Origin of the sequence: Paenibacillus rhizosphaerae (assembly GCF_014192015.1) — a bacterium.
Taxonomy (GTDB): Bacteria; Bacillota; Bacilli; order Paenibacillales; family Paenibacillaceae; genus Paenibacillus_AQ; species Paenibacillus_AQ rhizosphaerae.
The window spans coordinates 148272-169216 of sequence record NZ_JACHXJ010000006.1; the positions used below are offsets into that span (position 1 = coordinate 148272).

A 20945-nucleotide genomic window follows, 5' to 3' on the forward strand; every position below is an offset into this window, starting at 1 on the left:
GCTAGCCCTCCTCTTGTGTCATCCGTGAATCACGCTGCTTTTGCATCGGGACATGGAACCGGACCGTCGTTCCCCGCTCCGGATCACTGCCGATCATAAGCTCCGTGCCAAAGAGCGTCAGCAGGCGGGCGTTAATATTTTTCAGACCTACGCCGTCCCCGGCCCGGCCTTCCCGCACGGCTTCCATCCGTTCCAACGTCATGCCTGTCCCATTGTCCTCGACAGCGATCTCCAGCCGTTCCTCCAGCTCCCGCACGGATATCCGGACCCTGCCGCCCTCTTCCCTGCGCATAATTCCGTGCCTGACCGCATTCTCAACGATCGGCTGGATGGTGAGCGGGGGGACCAGACGGTTCATGTCCGCCTGAATGTCGTAGTCGACCTGCAGCCGGTCTTCAAACCGGGCCTGTTCCAGGTTTAAATAGGATGTAACCAAGGCCATCTCCTGACGAAGGACGGTCAGCTGGTCCCGGTTGCGGAAATCGAAGCTCCCCCGCAAGTACCGGCTGAGCTCGTGCAGCAATTCCGCCGTCTTCTCCGGGTCGACAGGCAGCAGGGCGATCATCGTATTCAGCGCATTATACAGAAAATGCGGCTTAATCTGGGCCTGGAGGAAGGCCATTTCCGCCGAAATCGCGTTCCGGACCGACCTGCGCAGCTCCAGCAGGGTTCTGACCCTGGCCCGCAGCTCTTCGGCATCAACCGGCTTGCGAAGAAAATCGTTCGCTCCAGCCGACAGCCCGATACGGACATCCTCCGGCAGGCTTCTAGCCGTCAGAAGAAGAATCGGAAGGGCCGACAGGGAAAACTGCCGGCGCACGTTTCGGCATAGGTCCAGACCCGACATGCCGGGCATCATCCAATCGGCAATGACCAGATCGATTGACTGCCCGGATTGAATCCTTTCCAGCGCCTCCTGCCCGTTGCTGGCCGCCATCAGCCGGTAGCCCTCGAGTGCCAGCAAATTACGCAGCACCTGAAGATTAACAGGATCGTCGTCCACCAACAGAACGGTGGCGCGTTCCACCCCGTTATCAGGCATCTGCGGATCGGCCGGCGCCAGTGCTGCAGCTGTTTCCTCGCAGATGCGTTCGGAAGAGATCCCGACTGCTGCGCTATCTTCTGTTTTCGGTCTCGGACCGGCGGCAGGAACGGTAAAGTGAAAGGTAGAGCCCCGTCCAAGCTGCGATTCGACCCAAATCCGGCCGCCGCCGAGCTCAACCAGTCTTTTGGTGATGCTGAGACCCAGACCGGTCCCGGAAGATTCGCCGGCCTCCAGCGTGTCCAGTTGATCAAACGGGGTGAAAATAGCTTCCAGCCGCTCCGCCGCAATGCCGATCCCGGTGTCGGCCACCGAAATATGCACGGCGTCGCCCCGCTTGCCGGCCGTAATCCGGATGCTTCCGCTGGAAGTATTCTTCACCGCATTACCAAGGAGATTAAACAAAATCTGCTGAAGACGATCCTCGTCCGTCAGCAGGAAGGGCAGTTCCTTCGGCAGGTTCTCCTCCAGCACGATTCGTTTGCTCTTCGCCAGATAGCGGATAATGTCCAGCACGGACCCGGTCACCGAAGCCAAATCGACGGGCTGCCGTCTCATGACGATCTCCCCGTTCTTCAGCTTGGCGAAATCTAAAATATCGTTGATGAGGAGCGTCAGCCGCTTCCCGGTCGTCATAATCAGCTTGAGATTGCTGCGCTGCTCCCGGTTCAGCTCCCCGGAGGCCCCTTCCAGCAAGGATTGGGCCATGTTGACCATGCCGTGCACGGGTGTCTGCAGTTCATGGGAGGTGTTCGCCAAAAATTCATCTTTTAATCCATCCAAGGTCAGGAGCCTGCGGGACAGCTGCTCCACATCATTAAACGTCCGGTCATAGCGCCGGGCGAGCAGGGCTGACTGAGTCACGACAAACATCAGCATTTCTGCTGGAGTAAAGACCATGCTCTCGTAGACCCCGATCAACGGGAGCAGGTTGGTGATAATAACCATGAGGATGCTGATAATGCCGAGAATCGTCAGCAGGTATTCTCCCGAATTTCTCCGCCGGCGGAGGTCCCGCAGCATGATGCCGATAATGTAGGCGATGCATAACGCTGAGAAGGCCACCAGCAAAGGTTCGATCTTGGAGAACAAAATGCTGGGAAAAATAATCGCAACCGCGATGGATGCCCCGGCGAGAAACGTGTAGGCACGCATCACAACGGGATGAACACCACCGCGTACCGAAGCGGACACGAACTTTAGTAAAAAATAGTATATCAGTGCGGATATCATCAGCTGGCTCTTTAAGATCCACTCATAGGATAGGCCCGGGCCAATGCCGGCGATCAGCTTCTCCCCGTGCAGCAGGACATAACCGATCGCCGTCAGGCAAAACAACCCCAGATGCAGGGAGGCCGGCTCTTTCTTGCGGATTTGCTGAAATCCGAGAAAATATAGGGCGGCGGTAAAAAATCCGGCGATCGTCATCCAGTCGGCGAACAAATACAGCTCCTTGCTCTGCATAATCGCGTGCTGCTCCCCGAACAGGATCGGCGTAAATACCCCGCCGGTTGTATACAAGTAATTGGCGACCTGAACAATAATTTCGATCCGCCCGTCCGAATGGGTGGCAAACCCCAAATAGGGAACGTTCTTCTGAACGCCATCGTCGGCGGTGCGCCCTGGATTCCCGCTGGCTCCGATCTCGTATCCGCCCATGAACACCCGGCTGGCGGAACGGATATTGTTGGTCTGCAGGCCGTACGTCAGCGCTTGCCCCGGCTTGATCTGAACGATCAGGCGAAACGTCCCGTAGCCCTCGGCCGTTCGCTGCCCGTCCTCCGCAATATAATCGTTCCAGGCGCCCGGCAGGCGCGCCATCCCGGACAGCTTTGGACGCGCGTCTTCCCTCACGTTGACGCTGCGATCAAAATCCTCCGGAATCAGCAGCTGGCTCCGGTAAAATTCCCACTCCCCGTTCAAGCTGATCGCTCCGTGATGCCGAAGATCCAAATTGCTGAGGTCAAGCACCCCTTCCACCGCCGAAGGCTGCCTGTCCACCACGAGCTGCTGCCAAACGGCGTACACCGGCAGAAACAGCACCAGCAGCATGCCGATTATAAAAATTATCCATTGCCTTTTCATGCCAACGCTCCCCGGGCTTTACGCAGGGTAAAGCCTGTATTCAAGCCGCTTTCTGCGCGCTTTATTCCGTCAAAGCAACCGCTATACTTTATGTCGGCGCCGTGAGCCCAAAACGTAATAAAAAGCCCCCTCGAAAAAAACATTTTTTTAACAATCAAAAGAAAAATCGTCGATCGGCGTCATTCAGGGAAGCCAAACCGTACAGTGGCAGTTTTAATTGCAATATATGGAATCCAGGCAGCCGAAGCATGAACATCCTTAGATCAAAAAAGAGACCTTTCGGTCTCTTGATTCCCGGTGGCCTCGAACTTGATCTGTCCCATGACCGAAGGGGCTTCATGATTCCCTAACTTTGCCGGGACTGAAGCTCGCGCCACACCTTCTTGTTGCTGTACTCCTTATCCGTACTGATGTCCTGCCCGAACCACGCCGGGGGAACGAAGCTTTCGGCCTCCTCCTCCGAGCCAAACTCCACTTCCAGCACCGTCAGCTTGATTTGATCGTACTCATCGATCTCCACCTGGAGGCCATCCCACAGCGCTGTAGAGCGCTTTTTGATTAAAGGGACGGCGCCATGGGCCTGAATCATCTGATCATACAAGCCGCCGGCGATGGATACCTCCACTTCTTCCCGGGCGATGCCGAACCCCCTCTTGAACGTATGCGTATACGCTACGTCTCCGCTGGCGGTGTCGGTTATTTTCCGAACCCTCAGTTCCTGATCTTCATACAGCGCAAGATACGTCTGCTCGATCAGCTGCTCCTTGACGATGCGTAGTGTTCCTTCCTTAACCTGAGCCGCCGGGAATTCCGGCAGCAAAAATTTGCGTTCAATTTCAAGCGGCACCCGCTGTTCCTCCTTGAAATGGATAAGCCGGTATCCGGCTCTGTCCATCTAGTTAAGTTTGACTTAAGACTTGCCTCTTCCACTTCATCCACAACCAAGCATACCCATTATACGAACGAAACTGTAAGAGGACAAGAAACTGCTGACATGAACGCCGCACTGAAGGAGCTAACAAACAAATTTTGCTTGAAGCCGAGGATTTAGGCCTTTTATAATGTAACTATTCTTTCAAAGGGGTGAAGCGAATCGTGGCACTGCATTTCGTTCGAGGTATGTAGTTTCCGGGCTGGGTCAAAACGCGTACCAGCTATCAAGGGACACGTCTGTCCTTTGATCCACTTGGAAACGAACCGGCAACGTCTGCATGAACCGCTATTCTCTTACACTTTGAAAGGTGGAATGATCTATGGATTCTTTTGATTATAAAAAGTTTTACAATGAGGTCGGCCAAATGAACGGCTGGGATTTCAGCCGGTTGAACGTGATCGTGGAGGATGCCCGGTGGAATTTTTGGAATGAAATCTCCTCCCGCTGCAAGGCCGGAGACATTGTGCTGGATATCGGCACCGGAGGCGGCGAGGCTTTGCTGCGCATGGCGGATGCGGCCCTGCTTCTGATCGGAATCGACCACTCGGAAGCCATGATTCACACCGCCAACCGGAACCGGGAACGAATCGGCAGGTCTAATGTCCGCTTCTTGCCGATGGAGGCGTCCAAGCTCGATTTTCCTGAACGATTCTTTCAGGTGATCAGCTGCAGGCATTCGGAGTTCAATGCGGCCGAAGTGGCCCGGGTGCTGACGGATGACGGGGTATTTCTGACCCAACAGGTCGGCGAAAGCGACAAAAGCAATCTGGCGCAAGCTTTCGGCAGAGGCCAGTCCGGGAACACCAAGCGGGGAACGCTTATGAACCGGTATGCTGCTGAACTTAAGGAAGCCGGATTCAGGCAGATCGATTGCCGGCAATACGATGCGGTGGAATATTATGCGACGGCCGAGGACTTGATATTTTTGCTGAAGCACACCCCCATCATCCCCGGCTTTGGACAATCGGCGTCGGATTTTCAGACGCTGCACCGCTTTATTGCCGAACATCATACGCCGAAAGGAATCCGGACGAACGCAGACCGGTTTATGATCATCGCTTCAAAATGAATGTTTATGGCTAGAATCCGTTTTTTCATCTTTATAGCCTCCTTAACACACAGGCAGCAGCTGACCTTTATGGTCGGCCGCTGTCTTTATTCATGTTATAGCCCTTCGTTAAGCATCATCCTTTTAAGATTCTTCCAAAACGGGAGCCAATCCCGCCGCCGCAACCACCAGCATCTGCTGAACCATCTCTTCCGCCGAGCGATGTTGAGGATCCCTGCTCCACTGTATGGCTGTCCCCAATATGCCCCAGCTTATGAGGAGAGACGTAGGTTCCACAGCTTTTTTTGCCTCCGGCGTCTTCGCTTCCTCGCTCAGCCATGTGAACAGAAGCTGATAGAGTTCTTTATGAATGGCGCTTTCAAACAGCGGTTCATACGGGCTGTTCTCTGGAGTTCGAATCATATACTGCCGGGTAAGGGCAAGAAAATCAAAAACGATTTGAATGAAGGTCCGCAAGCTGCTCATATTTGATATGGAACCGTCGGGTAATTCCCTCGCCAATTTCTTTTGGAATTTTTGCCTCATCCAGCACTCGAGGAAAGCATACTTATCTTCGAAATGCGCATAAAAGGTAGCCCGATTAACCGTCGCCCGATCGGTAATGTCTTGCACGGAAATGGAGTAAATATTTTTCTTCTGCTCAATGAGCTCCATAAAAGATTGCAGTAATAACTGACGCGTGCGCTTCACGCGGGGATCATTAGGGTTTACTGGCATGCTATCACTCCTTGTACTTATAACCTAATAAACAACAAAATCGTGCAGTTGTTGTCTACACAACGAAAACGGCTTCGTGCTGATTGCCTGCATGGCTGTATCAACCTAATATGATTTATACAGTATAGTTTAACCGAAAATGATGTTTAAACAACACTGTTAGTTAGTTGTCCTCTTGAATAAGCTGGGACAGCCATAACCTACGAAAGGGTGAATTGTTCATGATTGTCATTACTACCCCTACCGGTCAAATCGGCAGACAGGTCCTTGAACGCATCATTGATAGCGGAAAGCCGATCCGAGTCATTGCCCGGGACCCGTCCCGGCTGCCGCAGCGAGTGCGCGAAAGTGTCGAGGTCATTCAGGGATCACACGATGACATCGATGTCGTCACGAAAGCATTCACAGGTGCAGAGAACGTTCTTTGGCTGGTGCCTCCGAACCCTCAATCCGGGAATTCCACAGAATACTATTTAAATTTTACCAGACCGGCTTGCCAGGCAATCAAGAGACTCGGAGTGAAGCGTGTTGTAGGCGTGTCCAGCATGGGGCGTGGCTTCGGCAGACATGCCGGGATACTATCCGCAGCGTTTGAGATGGACGCTTTCATTGAAAGCACAGGTGTAAGCTATCGTTCACTGCGTATGCCGTACTTTATGGAAAATCTGTTTCATGATCTGGAATCTATTAAAAGCCACGGAACGTTCTATATGCCTATGGCTGGAGATCAGAAGCTCCCGCTCTGCGCTACCCGGGATATCGCCTCCACAGCAGCTGCACTCCTGCTCGATGAATCCTGGAGCGGTCAAGACAGCATCCCGGTCGTCAGCCCCGATGCTTTATCGCCAAATGAAATGGCGCATGTCTTGTCTGAAGTGCTCGAGCGTCCCATTCGCTTTCAGCAGGTTTCGATTGCTGAGTATGAAGCTACCCTCTCTCAATTTGGAACGGAGGCATGGGTCAAGGACTACATGGATATGGTCATTGCCCAAAATGAAGGCATCTACGATGACGATTTCCAAAAGGCACAGCCTTCTGACACCAGCTTCCGCACATGGTGTGAAGAAGTGTTCCAGCCGGCTATTTTAGCTAAAACGACAGGTCGGCATTCTTTTGCCTCCGTTAACAAAGCTCATCCATGATGTCCCCTTGAGAAACGAATAAAAGGAATCTATGCACGCGAAACCCGGTGTCCTGCGATACCGGGTTTTCATTATGACTTGGGGGTACGAATTACTTATGGCCCATGCATTGTCTCGATATTTGCCGATAAATCATTAACCTTTTGCCGATGGATCTTCCAAAGGTTTGACACATCGAAAATAACATGCTATATTTATCTTAAATTAAAGATTCTTTATAACAAGGAATTGGCGCAAGCCATTTCATTTATGAAAAACAAATTTGAGGGAAGCCTAATTCATTAAGGAGGCATTATCATGAACGGATTAAAAGGAATACACCACGTGACTGCCATTACAAGCAGCGCGGAAAAAAATTATCAGTTTTTCACTTATGTGCTGGGCATGCGCCTGGTCAAAAAAACGGTAAACCAGGACGACATCCAAACTTACCACCTGTTCTTTGCCGATGACAAAGGAAGCGCGGGAACCGACATGACGTTCTTTGATTTTCCCAGCATTCCGAAAGGCGTTCACGGCACCAACGAAATTGCCAAAACGTCGTTCCGCGTTCCGAGTGATGCGGCACTCAGCTATTGGCTGAAACGCTTTGACCGCCTGAACGTGCAGCATTACGGCATCAAAGAGATGTTCGGTAAAAAGACGCTCTCCTTCGTCGACTTTGACGACCAGCAGTACCAGCTCATTTCCGACGAGAACAACGTGGGCGTTCCTTCCGGAACCCCGTGGGAAAAAGGTCCGATCCCGCTGGAATATGCCATCACGGGCTTGGGGCCGGTCTTTGTGAGAATCGCCAACTTCGATTATTTCAAAGAAATGCTGGAGAAAGTATTCGAGTTCAAAGAAATCGGCCAGGAAGGCTCCTACCATCTCTTTGAAGTCGGCGAAGGCGGCAACGGGGCTCAGGTCGTCGCGGAATACAATGCCGTGCTGCCGCCTGCCCGCCAAGGCTTCGGCACGGTGCATCACGCGGCATTCCGCGTTGAGGACCGTACCGTGCTGGAACAATGGATCACCCGCCTGGACGAATTCGGGTTCTCGACTTCGGGGTACGTCAACCGTCACTTCTTCGAGTCGCTGTATGCCCGGGTGGCCCCGCAGATCCTGTTCGAGCTGGCTACCGACGGTCCTGGCTTTATGGGCGACGAGCCTTACGAAACGCTGGGCGAAAAGCTGTCCCTGCCTCCATTCTTGGAACCAAAACGCGAGCAGATCGAAAAGCTGGTGCGTCCGATTGACACCGTGCGCAGCACGATTGAATTCACAAAAGAATAAGTTTTAGTAAAAAAGCAGCTCCTGACCGAAATCAGGAGCTGCTTTTGTAATAGGACAACAAGGGCTGGAGCAGGCCGAGAAAGCCTTGCTCGTACAGTTTCCGGTACGCGAGATGGCGTTCCGGATCCGGCTCGTACACCTTCGCCTCGGGGTAGGTTACGGCAGCAGCCGCCTCGCGGAAGGACGGGTACAGGCCGGCCCCGACGGCGGCGGCCAGGGCAGCCCCGAGCAGCGAGGCCTCCGCTGCGCCGGTCATGGTCAGGCGGACGCCCGACACATCGGCCTTGATCTGCAACCAGTGGCTGTTCCGGGCCCCGCCGCCGACCACATGCATCCGCCGGATCGGGCTGCCGCCGACCCGTTCGGCGCGCTCCCGCAGCAGCTCCAGCTGATAAGCGTTTCCTTCCAGCACCGCCCGGATCAGGTCCCCCTTCTTATGCTTGGCGTCCAAGCCGATGAATGCGGCCCGGGCACCGGGCTCGGGATGCGGGGCACCGCTTCCGGTCAAATACGGATAATACAAAATGCCGGTGGGCTGACCCCCCGTCTCATCCAGCAGCCGCATCATATCCGGGTAGGACAAGCCTGCATCCGATAAGGCTTCGCGGGCCCACTCCACTGAACCGCCGGACGACGAATGGCCTCCCATCCAGTACATACGGCCCGGCACCGGATGAATACCGAAGGACAAACCCGATGCATCGTCGGCATCACCCAGGGGACGCAAGGGGAACGTCCCGACCATTGTTTCGGCGGTCCCCATCGAGTTGTATGTGCTGTCCGGGCCGTCCGGGCAGGCCAGCGAGGCACACACATGGTCATGTCCGGCCAGGATGACCGGCGCTTCGCCAAGGCCCAGGCCGTCCATGGCCGGCAGCACGGTGCCGACCGGCGTTCCCGCCGGCTGAATGGGCGGAAACAGCTGCGGATCCAGCCCGAAGCTGCGGATCAGCGGCTCATTCCAGGCACGGCTGTCGATCCGGTAGGCGTAAGTTCTCGCCGCCAGCGTCTCGTCCTCAGCGATCCTGCCGGTCAGCCGGTAAGCGATGTAGGATGCGGCGGACAGCCATACGCTGCCGCCAAAGGCGTCCGGGCATATTTCCCGCAGCCACAGCAGCTTCGGCAGGCCGTGTTTGAACGACGGCCTCAGTCCGGTCATACGGAACAGCTCCCGTTCATCCACCTCCTGCCTGATCCGCTCCGCCTGCGGTGCCGAGCAGGTTTCGAACCAGGGCAGCAACGGGGTGCCCGCTCTCCCATTTGCCGGGTTCAGCAGCAGGCCGGTCTCCGCCATGCTCGTAATCCCGACGGCATCGATTGCCCCGCCCCGCACTCCAAGACGCTCTACCGCCTGCTGGATCAAACCGGCTGCGGTCTCCCACAGCACTTCCGGGTCATAGACAGTGGTACCGGAGGGGCCCTTCGCCTTCGGGTTCGGTGCCGAGACGACGGCCATTTCCGAACCGTCGTTCCCGAACACCCCTGCTTTGATATGAGTCGTGCCGATATCCAAAGAAAGCAGCATCCCGATTCCTCCTCTCCAAAAAGGGCTCCTCTACGGGAGCCTTATGTATCATTTTTTATACCCCAATAGTAGCATGTAAGATTTCAAGATAACACCCGCTGGTGAGGGCATCATACCTCCGTATCCCCCTAACAGCACCTGCAGCCGGTTATCCACATCCGCCGAGCGCATCAGTCCTTACCAGGACGAAAGCTCCGTCCGCTTCCAGCTGTCTTGGGCAACGCACACATATACATACTGATCGTCCCAGGCCATTTGTCCCTGACTGCAAGGCTCGCTGGATGATTTCGGCGTATGCTTCTCGCGGATGCGGAGCTTGTCTCCGTTCACATCCAGCTTGGTGTCCGGTTCGGCCGTGCCGATCCCGACATTGCCGTCGCTCCGCTGCACGGTCAGCGGGGAATCGACCACTTCGCCGTCATCGCCATAGCGGACGAATTGAAGGTCCGACCCTGTGTTGCCGCCCTTCTCTTTCGTGCTGTCCGCCCGAACGGCCCATCTCGCCGTCGTTTTGTTGTCTTCGCCGGCAACGCTGAACTGGATGTCCCGGTTCGACCCGGTTTCCCCCGCAACCCGCAGGATGCCGTTCATCACATTAAAATTGGATGATTGGGTACGGATTTCGCTGACGTCCGTGTCATAGGGAATTTCCAGCCGCGTGAACAGCTGGTCCGCATATGGACCGTCCGGCGACATCGTCGTTTCAAAGGAAATATGTTTATGGTCGTGCTGTTCGGGATTATTCGCTTTATCGTGGGAGATGATGGCCGTTTTGTCCTTCCCGTTTTCGTCGGCCCAGGCAATCGCCGGTTTGGCGCGGTCGGCCGTCCACTGCAGCCGGATCAGGTCAGACTGATGCCCTTCCTCATTGATCCACTTCTTGTCGGTGGATAAAAGCAAGCGCTCGTTATGCGGAACGACGATTTCGCTGCCGGTCTGTTTCGCTTGATCCAGCACGCCATCAGCGGAACTCAATGTTCGGTCGGTGCATCCGATGCCTACCAAGCAGAGGCCCCCAAGTACTATCTTTGCGATCATCGACCTCGATATTTTCATTGCTATCCCTCCGTTTTCATTTCATTCGACTTTATTCATGTGAATTAGCGCTAAAAGCTCCGTTTGATCGTATACTAGACTGCACACTGCGTACATCCATTTCAGCAAATTTCCCGGAAAAATGATTCTTTCCGTCTATAAAATTTTAAATCCGATGTTCCGATAGCGGTTTTCAAAATAGGTCTTTCTGGTAATTTTTTTCTAAAAATACCAACACGCCGCAAATTATCGCAGCTCCGCCTGCTTATATGAATTTGTACCTATACGAAAAAACGGAGGCGTGACGTTCCAAACGGAAGTAAATAGAACGTAAAATCGAGTTCGATGGTAACGAGGACAGGCACCCCTGGAAGGCAAAACAAAACAACATCACAGCAGCCCGTTCAAACTTCAGATGAATGGACTGCTTTTCTTCCAATGCCCGGCTTCATCCAGCCTTATTGCCCATTCCACGGCACGGGCTGCCGCAGCACGCGTTCGCTGTCCTTCTCCAGATCGAGCGGCATATCCAGGGAATACGGCGGCAGTTCACGGCTTGCGGCGGCAAGCCAGCCGCTCCAGAGCAGCGGATCTTTGCCAAGATCCCTGCCGCTAAGCCGCTTAAGCATCAGATGCGCCTGTTTGGACAGCAGTGAGCGCACGTCCGGCAAATAGCCGATCAGCACCGCATAGCCGGCCGGACTGCCGCATGCCGCCAGCGCCCGGCCGAGGGACAGCTCCAGCATCGCCCGGCGTTCAAGGAAGTAGTCGGGCTGGTACCCCTGATAGCACTGCTGCCCGTGAATGGCGGGGATGCGGTGGAGCTGCTCCAGCACCGGAACGGCTGCAGGGTCGGCAAGCCGTTCCGCCCCTTGGCAGACCGCATCGATGAAATAATAAATCCCCTTACGGCTGTCCTTAAAATCCGCCTCATCCGGTTGCAGCAGCTCCGCCACCCGCTGCCATACGGCTATACTTCCCGGGTCCTTCGTCTGGGCCAGCGAGTACAGAAGATACGCTGCATCCGGCATGGCCCCGTGGTCCGGCGGAAGCTGCACGTACATCATGTTCGCGGTTCGCACCGGAAGCTCAGGCCCGCTCAGCTCCTGCATCAAGGCCTGGATCAATACCCCCGAACCTGAAGAAGATCCCGCCATCGCCAGCGCCTGGGCGATGCGGATTTGACGCGTCCCTTCCGTCCGGGCCAAAGCCTGCTCAAGATGAGGGACAATCCGTGGCCCGGCCGACACGATTTCGGCAAACGGAATCATGCCGCGGTAAATCTCATCCATCCGCATGTTGGCATAATCGTACAGCGGCATGTCGGCTTCAATCCTGCCGACCAGCTGCTCCAGGTCCGTTTCGCTATAGTGATGCGGTGCAAGCCTGCGCTCATGAGTGCCTTCCGGCAAGAGACCTTCTTCAGTCAATCGCCGCTGGAGCATGGTGATGTCCAGGCCGCGCAGGCTGCTGCCGGAGCGAACCGCGGACGCCGCGGCAAGGGCGCAAACACCGCCCAGGTTCTCGAGGTCCGCTTGCATCCGGATGGCCGGCAGGGCGTCGTGCGTGGCCGACACCGCCTTGCCCGCGACCAGCATGCCGTCGATTCCCTTTGGCAGCAGCATCCGGTACGGAATCTCGATCTCCAGGTTCGGCGGGATCAAGCCGACGTTGACCCAGTCGGCACCGCTGACGCCCTTCACGTCGTGATTGCTGAAATGGATGTTCACGACATCCTCCCAGCGCCGGTGAAGCAGCTGGTCGGACAGCTTCATGACGACGTCGCCGAGGATATGCCGGCTCTCACGGGTCGCCACATATATGCCGTGATCATGGCATTCCCCGCCGCGTCTTCTGCCTGCCAAAATAGCACGGGTGTAATCGAGAATGTTTGAGACGTCCACCATGCTGGTAAAATTGTTCTGGATTTTGTCCGGCGAGCGGTACTGTGCAAGGGAATACCACATGACGGTGTGGTCCCTGGCGGAGCCATATACATACTCCGCGCCCGCACAGGCAGCGGCATCGCCGTCGCCCGTCGCGTCGATCACGGCCTGGGCCAGAACCGCCACAGGCCCATAGCGGGTCGCCGCCACCAGGCCGGACGCTGCGGTGCCGTCCATGACAGCTCCAAAAACGATGCTGTTCAGCATAAGCTCCGCACCGTGCTTCTCCGCTTCCGTCAGCAGCGCATGCATTTTAGCTTCGATGCTCCACTTGTTCCCCTTGTAACGCAGCTTTCGCTGCTGCTCCAGAACCTGATCCTGAATGCCGGCGGCAAAGCCCGTCTTCCGACCGAACCAATAGCTGTCCACGCCGCCGTAAGTGCCCGTTCCTCCGAGACCGGGGTTCAAATCTACCAGCAGCGTCCGCATATCCTCCTTGGCGGCGGTGATCGCCGCACACGCTCCACTGCTTCCGCCGCCCGCGACAAGCACGTCCACGGAGGCCGCGACCGGAATTGGCATGGCGGCCGCTTCCGCTGCAGCCAAGCCCGCTTCGCCGTCGAGCCAGGCAGGGATGCGAACCGTCAGCCCGGCCGTGGGGCCTGGCCTGAATTGTGCAAGGCGACCGCCGCTCACGCCTGGGACTGCATCCGCTTGGGCAATCGCTTGAGACGGAACTTGAGTTTCAATTTCGTCACGGCTCTCGCGGACGATTTGCTCAGCCAGCCGTTCACCCAGCCGGGCCGCTCCGCTTGGATCATGAAGGGATACAAGCCCATCGCGGTCCGCTGTCAACCACAGGGACCAGATGCCAGATTCTACTGGCCTGAATTCCGATGCGGCGGTCTGCATCGGCGCAGCGGGAATCTCCAGCTCTTCTGCGGGCGGCGTAGAACCGACGGGATCGACGGCCCGCTTCCCACCCCAATCTGCCGGAAAAACGGACTCCTGCCCGGAAGATTCCGGCACCGGATATGGTCCCGACAGCTCATGCGATGAGGCGCACAGGACCGCTCCGGCAAAGGCCCGCACCTGCTGCAGCAGATGCTCCGCCAGCGCCATGCCCCGCATGCGGGCGTGCATCTCCCGCTTCCCGGCAGCCTCAAGCGTGTTTGCAGCGGGAAGCACCACCGCATACTCCACGAGCCAGTGACCTGCTCCCCGGTAACCCGGGTGGAGGCGAACGGTATTTCCGGCAAGCTCAAGCGCGGCAGGAACAGGCAGCAGCCTCGGGCATAGCGGGGTTACAGCATTTTCATCGCTTTCTACGCTTTCAACGCTTGCCAGCCATCTCAGCCCGGCTTCGGACACGCCGGTAAATTCCAGGGTCCGTGTAAACAACGCCTTTTGTCCCTGCCCATGACGATTCCGAAGGTCCCCATCCGTACCGGACAATCCGGTGAAATCAGATGCTGAAGCCGATCGATTTGATACAACGGGGACATCCGCTGCAGATGCAGGTTCGCCCAGCACACTTAACGCCTCAAAAGCATGGGATACGTCCTGCCCGCACAGCGACGCGGCCAGCGCCGTTTCGGTCGCGTCGACGACCAGGCGGCAGCTGATACGCTGCCGGCCGGACTTGTTCGCCACGATGACGCCGCAAATGCCGCCGGCCGTTCTATCAACAGCGACTGGCAAGGTCGCGTACAGCAGGCCGACCCCCGCTTCCTCCAGCGCCTGTTCCAGCCTGCGTTTGACAAGGTCCGGTTGCAGGGCGATCTCCTCACTCCGCCCGGTGCCAGTGACCGCCCCCGCCTCAGTGGGATCCGAAAGCTGACCGTCTGCATTACGGCCAATTGAGGTATCCTGCCCGGCCAGCACATACCGGATCAGCTTTGGCCAGCGATCCTCGCCGCCGGCCTTCAGCCATGGACGAAGCGTCGCGGTCATTTCCCGCCCCATGTAGGTGCGCGGTTCGATAATCCACACCCGCTGCCCGGCCGCAGCCAGCTCAAGCGCAGCAGCAATACCCGCAAAGGAGCCGCCGAACACGACGGCATCCGTGACCGCGAGCAGCGGAATCCGGGCGGCTTCCACCATCAATTCCATCAGATCTCCTCCTAATTTCCGCTATTCAAACGCCTCATGGCGGCTTTTAGGCCGAGACGATTTCGATTTGTACCGGTTGACCGGGCTCCCCGCAAAGCGCCTCATAAAAATCGCCGAATTCGCCGCCGATCAAAGCGGCGTCTACCGTAAGGCCGTTGGCGGTAACGCTTAAAGGTGCCGTTTTGGAAGCAAACACGAATCGGCCGCCTTCCCTCAAGTGGACCGTCGTCACCTTGCCAACCTCGGTGCACCCGCTGACCGCCGCCGGAGAGATGTATTTGTCGGCCAGCCCGACCGGGGTCACGCTGCCCGTAACCGGAACGACGGCATAGAGGGCGCATCCCCCCTCCTTCAGGCGGATCGGGGTCTGCTCGTCGGCGCGCATCAGCCAGCCCTTGCCGGCAAAATAGTCGTACACGGCGAATTCCCCGCCGCCCAGTCCCGGCACATCAGCCGGTCCGACCGAACCCATTACCTGAGCAGAATCCCCGCTGATATGGAAAGCAGCCACAACCCCGGCACTGCCCGCCCGGTTCCACAGTTTAAGAGGAACGTGCTCTTCCGCCGGATTCAGCAGCAGGCAGTCCGGGGCCGGATTGGCTGTCTCGTCACAGCGGATAACGGTGCCGTCTGCATAGATCAACGGCCAGATGCGCGACGGATCGGTATTTCCTGGAGCGTCGCTGATATAGACCGGACCTCCGCTTACGGCGCGCAGCACCGCGCTCTGCACGTCGTCGTGATTTTTGGACCAGTACATATCCCAATCCCCCCAGTAAAAAGCCCCGTGGTAAAAGGAATTGTAGCCGTTCTGCAGCGCATGCTCCGGAAAGCCGCGCTTCTCCTGCGGCACAAAATCGTCGCTGTTGCGCGAAACGGCCGACTTCGGCCGGTGCCATACATTCTCGGACGCCATCCCCATGCAGTTGATGATCGTTCCGTCAAAATGCAGTGCAACCGAAGCCTCCAGCGCCTCGTGCGCAGCCGCGGCAGCCTGGCCGATGGGCATGCGTCCCTGCAGGTAGTTCAGAACCGCGCTTTGGCTGTCCACCTTGACGAAATCGACGCCCTGGCGGCGCAAAAATCCGTGCCAGGCATGCCAGAAGGCAAAGCCTTTGCCGGCTTCCGGATAAGGGATCAGATTGCCCCGGGGCACCCGGTACAGATAGTCCGCATACGTCCGGGCGATCGCGCTGTCCTCCAGAATGCCGCCCCAGTAGCCGGCGATCGTGTGCCATACTCCAACATGCCGGATGCCGTAACGCTCCTTCAAAGCATGCACGGCACGCTTCAAACCGCCGGGAAACTTGACGGGATCCGCTTCAAAGGAAGACAGCTTGCCCCCGGAAATATCGGACCAGCCGTCGTCAATCATCACCCAGCCGATCGGCAGCCCCAGCTGCTGCAGCTCGGCGGCTTTGGCCAGCAGCCCTTCTTCGTTGACCTGATGGTAAAAAGCGTCCCAGCTGCACCAGCCGAGCTTTTCCAAAATCGCCGGGAACGGCTTCTGATCCCGCGGCAGCGTCGGATAATCCAGCTCATTCAGCGCGGAAGCCACATTGCGCTTGACGAGATCGTAAGGGTCGCTACCGGCCGCAAGGGCAAAAACCAGCGCTTCACAGCGGGTATGCCCATCCTCATAAGTGGATAATCGAAGCGTAATCCCTTCCTCGGATCCGGCGGCATCCGCACGCCACATCGTCCCCGTCACCGGCAGAAGGTGGCAGTATTCGCCTGCCGTCTTCCACAGCACCGACTGCATCTTCTCCGGCAAACCGGCCAGATCGGTGCCAAAATGCGGGCGGGTCCACCAGTCCTTATGCTGGTAGTTAGCCATCAGCCCTTCGATCTGCTCGGCCGGACGCAGCGTCAGCATAACCGCATGCTCCCCTGCGAACGAGCGCTGTCTGCCGAAATCATTTTCATTGACGATGCCGGCTTCCACGGATACCAGAATCGTACCGCCAGACTTCTCTCGCACAAAAATTCGGGCCTGAATAGACTCATCTTCGCTCTGATAGTGAAACCGGGTCTCTCTTAGAACCCCCCGTTCCGTTGGAACTTTCCCCCTTTCCGACCCCGTCAGCCGCAGCCGAACCGCTTCCGTCCCCGACTGAAGCCGAACGGAAAGGCCAAACGGCAAGAGCAGAGCTTTCTCCCCGCTGCCCGCCCCAAGGTCTTCCTTGGAAATAAACGCACCTTGCCCTTCGATACTCATCAACGATTCCCCCTGCTGCTTCCCAAATTGACGAACATGCCAACTTCCAACCATCCATATGACAAAGGCCTGAGGGCTTTGCACTTCCATGCCTCAGGCCGCGAATCCGGTTCACAACGATATGATGAACCTGTTATCAGCTTAAAAGTTCACCGGATCAACCTTCGATTTTCCGGTTCCGTTATTCCCTCGTTCATGCTCTCCCAGCGCGTGAAGCGCAACGGACAAACTCGCCGCATCCCCCACATGCTCGCCGAGCTCCGACGGCAGAATCCGGCAGGCCGCAAGTGTCCCCGGCAGCGCCTCGCGCCGCAGCTCCTCCAGCACAAGCGGCCGGAGCATCTGCTCCTGGCGCGCATAAATGCTGCCGATCACGATCCGCTCCGGATTGAGCGTATCGACGAGAACGGCCAGGCCCCGGCCGAGCTTGCGGCCGATAATGCCTACTGCTTCTCCCGCCAGCGCGTCGCCGGCTGCGGCGGCCTCAAACACGTCCTTCGCCGTCCATGGAGCCCCCCCGCTCCCTTCCGGGTTCGGGGCTGTCCCTCCAGCGCCAGCGAGGGGATTCGCAGCGTCCCGTTCCGCCGCTTCCCTTAAACCGGCAAACAGGCGGGCAATGCCCCCGCCGCTGCAAAAGCCCTCAAAGGAGCCGGCCTTGCCGTAGCCGACCGGCCCTTCCTCCGCCAGGCGGATATGGCCGACCTCTCCGGCCATGTCACTTGCGCCGGCATACAGGGCTCCGTTCAGGATCAGACCCGCGCCCATTCCTGTCCCGAAGGTCAGGAAGATCATGCTGGACGCCCCGCGCCCGGCCCCCCACCGCCATTCGGCGAGGGCGCAGGAGTTGGCGTCGTTCTGGAGCGCGGCGGGGACGCCGAAGCGCTCCCGGAGCGGCGTGAGGACGTCGATGCCGTCCCAGCCGGGAAGGTTCGGCGGGGAGAGAATCAGACCCCGCCGGCTGTCGAGCGGGCCGCCGCAGCTGACGCCGACGGCCGCGAGCGGCTCGCCCCCGCCGGCCGAGGCGGCCAGGCCGGCCAGCTCGTCGCACAGCGACGCCAGCGTTTCCTCCGGCGTCCCCGGCGTCGGGAAGCTGCGCTTGCCCACGATTTCGATCCGGTCACCCTCCGCCCAGCCGAGCACCGCCGCGCATTTCGTTCCGCCGATATCGAGGCCTCCCAGCAGCATGCTCATTCGAAAAAGGCCTCCTCCAGCATCATGCACAGCGTATGGTAAATCGGCAGATGTCTTTCCTGGATATCCGGCGTGCCGTCGTAAGGAACGCAGACCGCAATGTCGCACAGCTCCTTCAGGCGTCCGCCGGTGCGGCCCGTCAGGCCGATCGTGGTCATCCCGAGGGATTTAGCCACCTGAACGGCGCGGACCACATTCGCCGAGTTGCCGGACGTGCTGAACACAACCAGCGTATCCTCCGGCCGGCCATAGCCGTATACCTGCTGGGCCATCGCCATATCGGCGGCAACATCGTTGATAAATGCTGTCGACAAGGCGCTCTGACTGACGAGGGAGATCGCCGGCAGTGCGCCCTGCAGCCGGTCGGCGATATAGGCCCCCTCCTCGCCGTGAATGAGCATTCTATCGCGTTCGGCCTGCGGCAAGCTCCGCTTCAGCATAAAGCCCTTCATCAGTTCGCCCACGACATGCTCGCAGTCGGCGGCGCTCCCGCCATTGCCGGCGAGGAGCATTTTGCCTCCCTGGCGAAAAGAAGCCTCCATTGCCTCAAACGCCTGCCAGACCGCATTCCGGCACGGTGCCAGATCCGGGTATTTCGCAAACAGCTGATCAAAGATCGCGCTCATCGCAGTCACTCTCCCCATGGATGTTCATTCCCTTCAAATGTTCGATGGCTTTGACGATAAACTCCGGGCTGCCGAAGCTGCCCGATTTCAATACCAGTAGACGCCCCCTGCCGTCCAGCGACATGCAGGAGGGCAGCCCCGGCTCAATCTCCTCCAGCACCCGCAGCCCGGCGATGCCCAGCCGGCCGCACACCGCGGAAGAGGTCTCGCCGCCGGCGACCACGAGCCGGCGCTGCCCGGTACGCTCCGCTACCTCGGCAACCGCGCCTGCCAGCTCTTCCGAGACGATGCGCGAGAGTACTGAACCCTCCAGGCCCAGCTCCCTTGCCCGTCTCCGCGTCTCCGACAGCTTGCCGGCATCGTTTGATGCATGGATCAGCACATCGCGTCCGGCTGCCAGCTCCACGCCGGCCCGCCTTACAACGTCGGCAGTGTGCCCATCCTTTTGCGCCGGTTCGAGCAGCAGCAAAGAGTCGAGCTCGATGATCGTAACGCCCGCCTCCCGGGCGTAAGCAATCTGGGCCGCGGTTTGCGGCATCAGGCTGCCTGCCGCGAGCAGTACCCCTTGGCTTCCGGTGCTGCTTCCGGCTGAGCCGGCGATGTCCAGTGAGGCGTCAGCATTTTTGCTCAATAACCCGCTATTTTCCATAAGATCAGCAGCAGTCCGAGCAGCCTGCCCGCTATCCGGACCGGTCCCGGCAATGGGCCGACCTGAGCTTTCCCGGTCAGCATCCGCTCGCTTCAGCAAAGGCGCGAGCTCCTCATAGAGTCCGGAACTGCCGCACAGCAGCGGCTCATCCTTCACCGCCTCGGCGATGATCCGAAGCGACTGCTGATCGCGTACGTCGAGAATCAGGTAGGCGCATTCCTCCCGCATCCGGTCGATTTCCCCGCGAAGAGCATCGGCCCCCTGCTCCACCACGGAGATCGGCAGCAAAGCTACTTTTCGCTCCGTCTGTGCCTGCAGGATCGCCGTCAGTTCCGACTCCTTCATCGGATGCACCGGATCATTCCGGAACTCCGACTCGGCCAGCGGCTTGCCGTGCACGTAATGAACGCCGTTCAGCGTGACGCGTCCGTTCTTCGGAAAACCGAGCACGACGACTGCGAACGACGCGTGTGCCGCATCCAGCATGGCGTCGAACTCGGGACCGATGTTGCCACGGAAAACCGAGCAGGTTTTGTTGATCAGCCTCGAGCATCCGGCGGCCCGGAGGGCGTCCGTGGCCGCGTACACCTTGGCATACGCCTGATCGGCAGGATCCAGCCGCGAGTTCGTGTCCAGCACAAGCACGTCCGGAAGTGTATCCGGCAGACCGCTATGCAGTTCATCCACCGGATATACATGCGTTATCAAGCCTGCCTTGGCGAACATGATGCCAATGTCGTTTGCGCCGGTAATGTCGTCGGCAACGATGCCGATCATCCGTTCCACCTCCTCCGCGGACGGTAGCCGGAGCGCTCCAGAAAGTCGCGCTGAACTGAATCCGGCAGCTCTTGAAGTTTGATGCCGGCGCTCCCGGATTCAATCACCATCCGGCAGGCCATTTCCAGCGTTTGCATCGCCATCCGCGCCTCCTTGATGCTGGTGTCATACACCAGCACCCCATGGTGCTCCAACAGCAGCACATTGGCCTGCTTCGCCTTTTCCCTGACCGCTTCTCCGAGATCCAGGGAGCCTGGATGGGCATACCGGACGCGCTCTACGCGTTCCAGGTAATACATCGTCTCGACAAACATACCGGAGGGAAGCGGAATTTCGGCGCAGGCGAACAGCGTGCTGTAGAACGGCGACGCATGGAGCACCGCCCCGACGTCCGGCCGCAGGTCATATACGGCCTGGTGCATCGGAACTTCCTTGGACGGCTTGGGCCCGGCCTGCACCGGCGCCTCTCTGCCGTCCAAGAAACACTCGGCGAAGTCCCTGTCTCCCAGCTCCCCGAGAAACGTTCCCGTCGCCGAAATCAGAAAGCTTGCCTCATCCAGCCTTGCGCTGATATTGCCCGCATTGCCCCAGGCAAGTCCCGTATCCATCATAAATTTACCGGCCGCCCGCAGCTCGGCTGCCGTTTCTTCGCGGCGGCTCAT

At 58.1% G+C, this 20945-nt stretch carries 14 protein-coding genes; 3 read left to right on the plus strand and 11 right to left on the minus strand.

What is annotated here, in order from left to right; translation table 11 throughout:
* Position 1: 1 nt before the first annotated feature.
* Both FHS19_RS28445 and FHS19_RS28450 read right to left on the minus strand, forming a co-directional pair.
* Positions 2–3127: a hybrid sensor histidine kinase/response regulator gene (locus FHS19_RS28445; protein ID WP_183585520.1), complete on the minus strand. Its 3126-nt coding sequence runs from the start codon at positions 3125–3127 to the stop codon at positions 2–4.
* Positions 3128–3473: 346 nt separating this feature from the next.
* Positions 3474–3974: a CYTH domain-containing protein gene (locus tag FHS19_RS28450; protein ID WP_183585528.1), complete on the minus strand. Its 501-nt coding sequence runs from the start codon at positions 3972–3974 to the stop codon at positions 3474–3476.
* A gap of 406 nt (positions 3975–4380) precedes the next feature.
* Here FHS19_RS28450 and FHS19_RS28455 point away from each other — a divergent pair, with 406 nt between their 5' ends.
* Positions 4381–5130: a class I SAM-dependent methyltransferase gene (locus FHS19_RS28455; protein ID WP_183585529.1), complete on the plus strand. Its 750-nt coding sequence runs from the start codon at positions 4381–4383 to the stop codon at positions 5128–5130.
* A gap of 123 nt (positions 5131–5253) precedes the next feature.
* Here the strand turns inward: FHS19_RS28455 and FHS19_RS28460 are convergent, their stop codons facing one another.
* The gene (locus FHS19_RS28460) at positions 5254–5847 is read right to left on the minus strand and encodes a TetR/AcrR family transcriptional regulator (RefSeq protein WP_183585531.1); all 594 of its coding nucleotides are present in this window, start codon (positions 5845–5847) and stop codon (positions 5254–5256) included.
* A 221-nt stretch (positions 5848–6068) separates the two neighbouring features.
* On the opposite strand from FHS19_RS28460, the gene FHS19_RS28465 reads away from it, so the two are divergent.
* Positions 6069–6989 carry an NmrA family NAD(P)-binding protein gene (locus tag FHS19_RS28465; RefSeq protein WP_183585533.1) on the plus strand — a complete coding sequence of 307 codons (921 nt, stop codon included), beginning with the start codon at positions 6069–6071 and terminating at the stop codon, positions 6987–6989.
* Between the two features lie 297 nt (positions 6990–7286).
* Positions 7287–8264, plus strand: a complete 978-nt coding sequence (locus tag FHS19_RS28470; protein ID WP_183585535.1) for a ring-cleaving dioxygenase — start codon at positions 7287–7289, stop codon at positions 8262–8264.
* A gap of 31 nt (positions 8265–8295) precedes the next feature.
* Here the strand turns inward: FHS19_RS28470 and FHS19_RS28475 are convergent, their stop codons facing one another.
* The 8 genes from FHS19_RS28475 to FHS19_RS28510 form a co-directional block, all read right to left on the minus strand.
* Positions 8296–9789, minus strand: a complete 1494-nt coding sequence (locus FHS19_RS28475; protein ID WP_183585537.1) for an FGGY-family carbohydrate kinase — start codon at positions 9787–9789, stop codon at positions 8296–8298.
* Positions 9790–9966: 177 nt separating this feature from the next.
* Positions 9967–10845, minus strand: coding sequence for a hypothetical protein (locus FHS19_RS28480; protein ID WP_183585539.1), 879 nt, complete (start codon positions 10843–10845; stop codon positions 9967–9969).
* Between the two features lie 437 nt (positions 10846–11282).
* Positions 11283–14822, minus strand: a complete 3540-nt coding sequence (locus FHS19_RS28485) for an FAD-dependent oxidoreductase (protein ID WP_183585541.1) — start codon at positions 14820–14822, stop codon at positions 11283–11285.
* Positions 14823–14868: 46 nt separating this feature from the next.
* Positions 14869–17040 (minus strand): Sip1-related alpha-galactosidase, encoded by a 2172-nt coding sequence (locus tag FHS19_RS28490; RefSeq protein WP_183585543.1) that lies wholly within the window; start codon positions 17038–17040, stop codon positions 14869–14871.
* Positions 17041–17181: 141 nt separating this feature from the next.
* Positions 17182–18231 (minus strand): ROK family protein, encoded by a 1050-nt coding sequence (locus FHS19_RS28495; RefSeq protein ID WP_183585545.1) that lies wholly within the window; start codon positions 18229–18231, stop codon positions 17182–17184.
* Positions 18228–18857 carry a D-sedoheptulose-7-phosphate isomerase gene (locus FHS19_RS28500; RefSeq protein ID WP_183585547.1) on the minus strand — a complete coding sequence of 210 codons (630 nt, stop codon included), beginning with the start codon at positions 18855–18857 and terminating at the stop codon, positions 18228–18230. Before FHS19_RS28500 ends, FHS19_RS28495 begins: the two co-directional genes overlap by 4 nt.
* A complete protein-coding gene (locus FHS19_RS28505) occupies positions 18841–20283 on the minus strand; it encodes a four-carbon acid sugar kinase family protein (RefSeq protein ID WP_183585549.1) in 1443 nt (480 codons plus the stop codon). The genes FHS19_RS28500 and FHS19_RS28505 overlap by 17 nt, the downstream gene beginning before the upstream one ends.
* The gene (locus FHS19_RS28510) at positions 20280–20945 is read right to left on the minus strand and encodes a class II aldolase/adducin family protein (RefSeq protein WP_183585551.1); all 666 of its coding nucleotides are present in this window, start codon (positions 20943–20945) and stop codon (positions 20280–20282) included. The genes FHS19_RS28505 and FHS19_RS28510 overlap by 4 nt, the downstream gene beginning before the upstream one ends.

Coding starts and splice junctions, on each gene's coding strand:
- FHS19_RS28445 (WP_183585520.1), bottom strand. CDS start 3,127: ATGAAAAGGCAATGGATAATTTTTATAATCGGCATGCTGCTGGTGCTG.
- FHS19_RS28455 (WP_183585529.1), top strand. CDS start 4,381: ATGGATTCTTTTGATTATAAAAAGTTTTACAATGAGGTCGGCCAAATG.
- FHS19_RS28460 (WP_183585531.1), bottom strand. CDS start 5,847: ATGCCAGTAAACCCTAATGATCCCCGCGTGAAGCGCACGCGTCAGTTA.
- FHS19_RS28465 (WP_183585533.1), top strand. CDS start 6,069: ATGATTGTCATTACTACCCCTACCGGTCAAATCGGCAGACAGGTCCTT.
- FHS19_RS28470 (WP_183585535.1), top strand. CDS start 7,287: ATGAACGGATTAAAAGGAATACACCACGTGACTGCCATTACAAGCAGC.
- FHS19_RS28475 (WP_183585537.1), bottom strand. CDS start 9,789: ATGCTGCTTTCTTTGGATATCGGCACGACTCATATCAAAGCAGGGGTG.
- FHS19_RS28480 (WP_183585539.1), bottom strand. CDS start 10,845: ATGAAAATATCGAGGTCGATGATCGCAAAGATAGTACTTGGGGGCCTC.
- FHS19_RS28485 (WP_183585541.1), bottom strand. CDS start 14,822: ATGGAATTGATGGTGGAAGCCGCCCGGATTCCGCTGCTCGCGGTCACG.
- FHS19_RS28490 (WP_183585543.1), bottom strand. CDS start 17,040: ATGAGTATCGAAGGGCAAGGTGCGTTTATTTCCAAGGAAGACCTTGGG.
- FHS19_RS28495 (WP_183585545.1), bottom strand. CDS start 18,231: ATGAGCATGCTGCTGGGAGGCCTCGATATCGGCGGAACGAAATGCGCG.
- FHS19_RS28500 (WP_183585547.1), bottom strand. CDS start 18,857: ATGAGCGCGATCTTTGATCAGCTGTTTGCGAAATACCCGGATCTGGCA.
- FHS19_RS28505 (WP_183585549.1), bottom strand. CDS start 20,283: ATGATCGGCATCGTTGCCGACGACATTACCGGCGCAAACGACATTGGC.
- FHS19_RS28510 (WP_183585551.1), bottom strand. CDS start 20,945: ATGAGCCGCCGCGAAGAAACGGCAGCCGAGCTGCGGGCGGCCGGTAAA.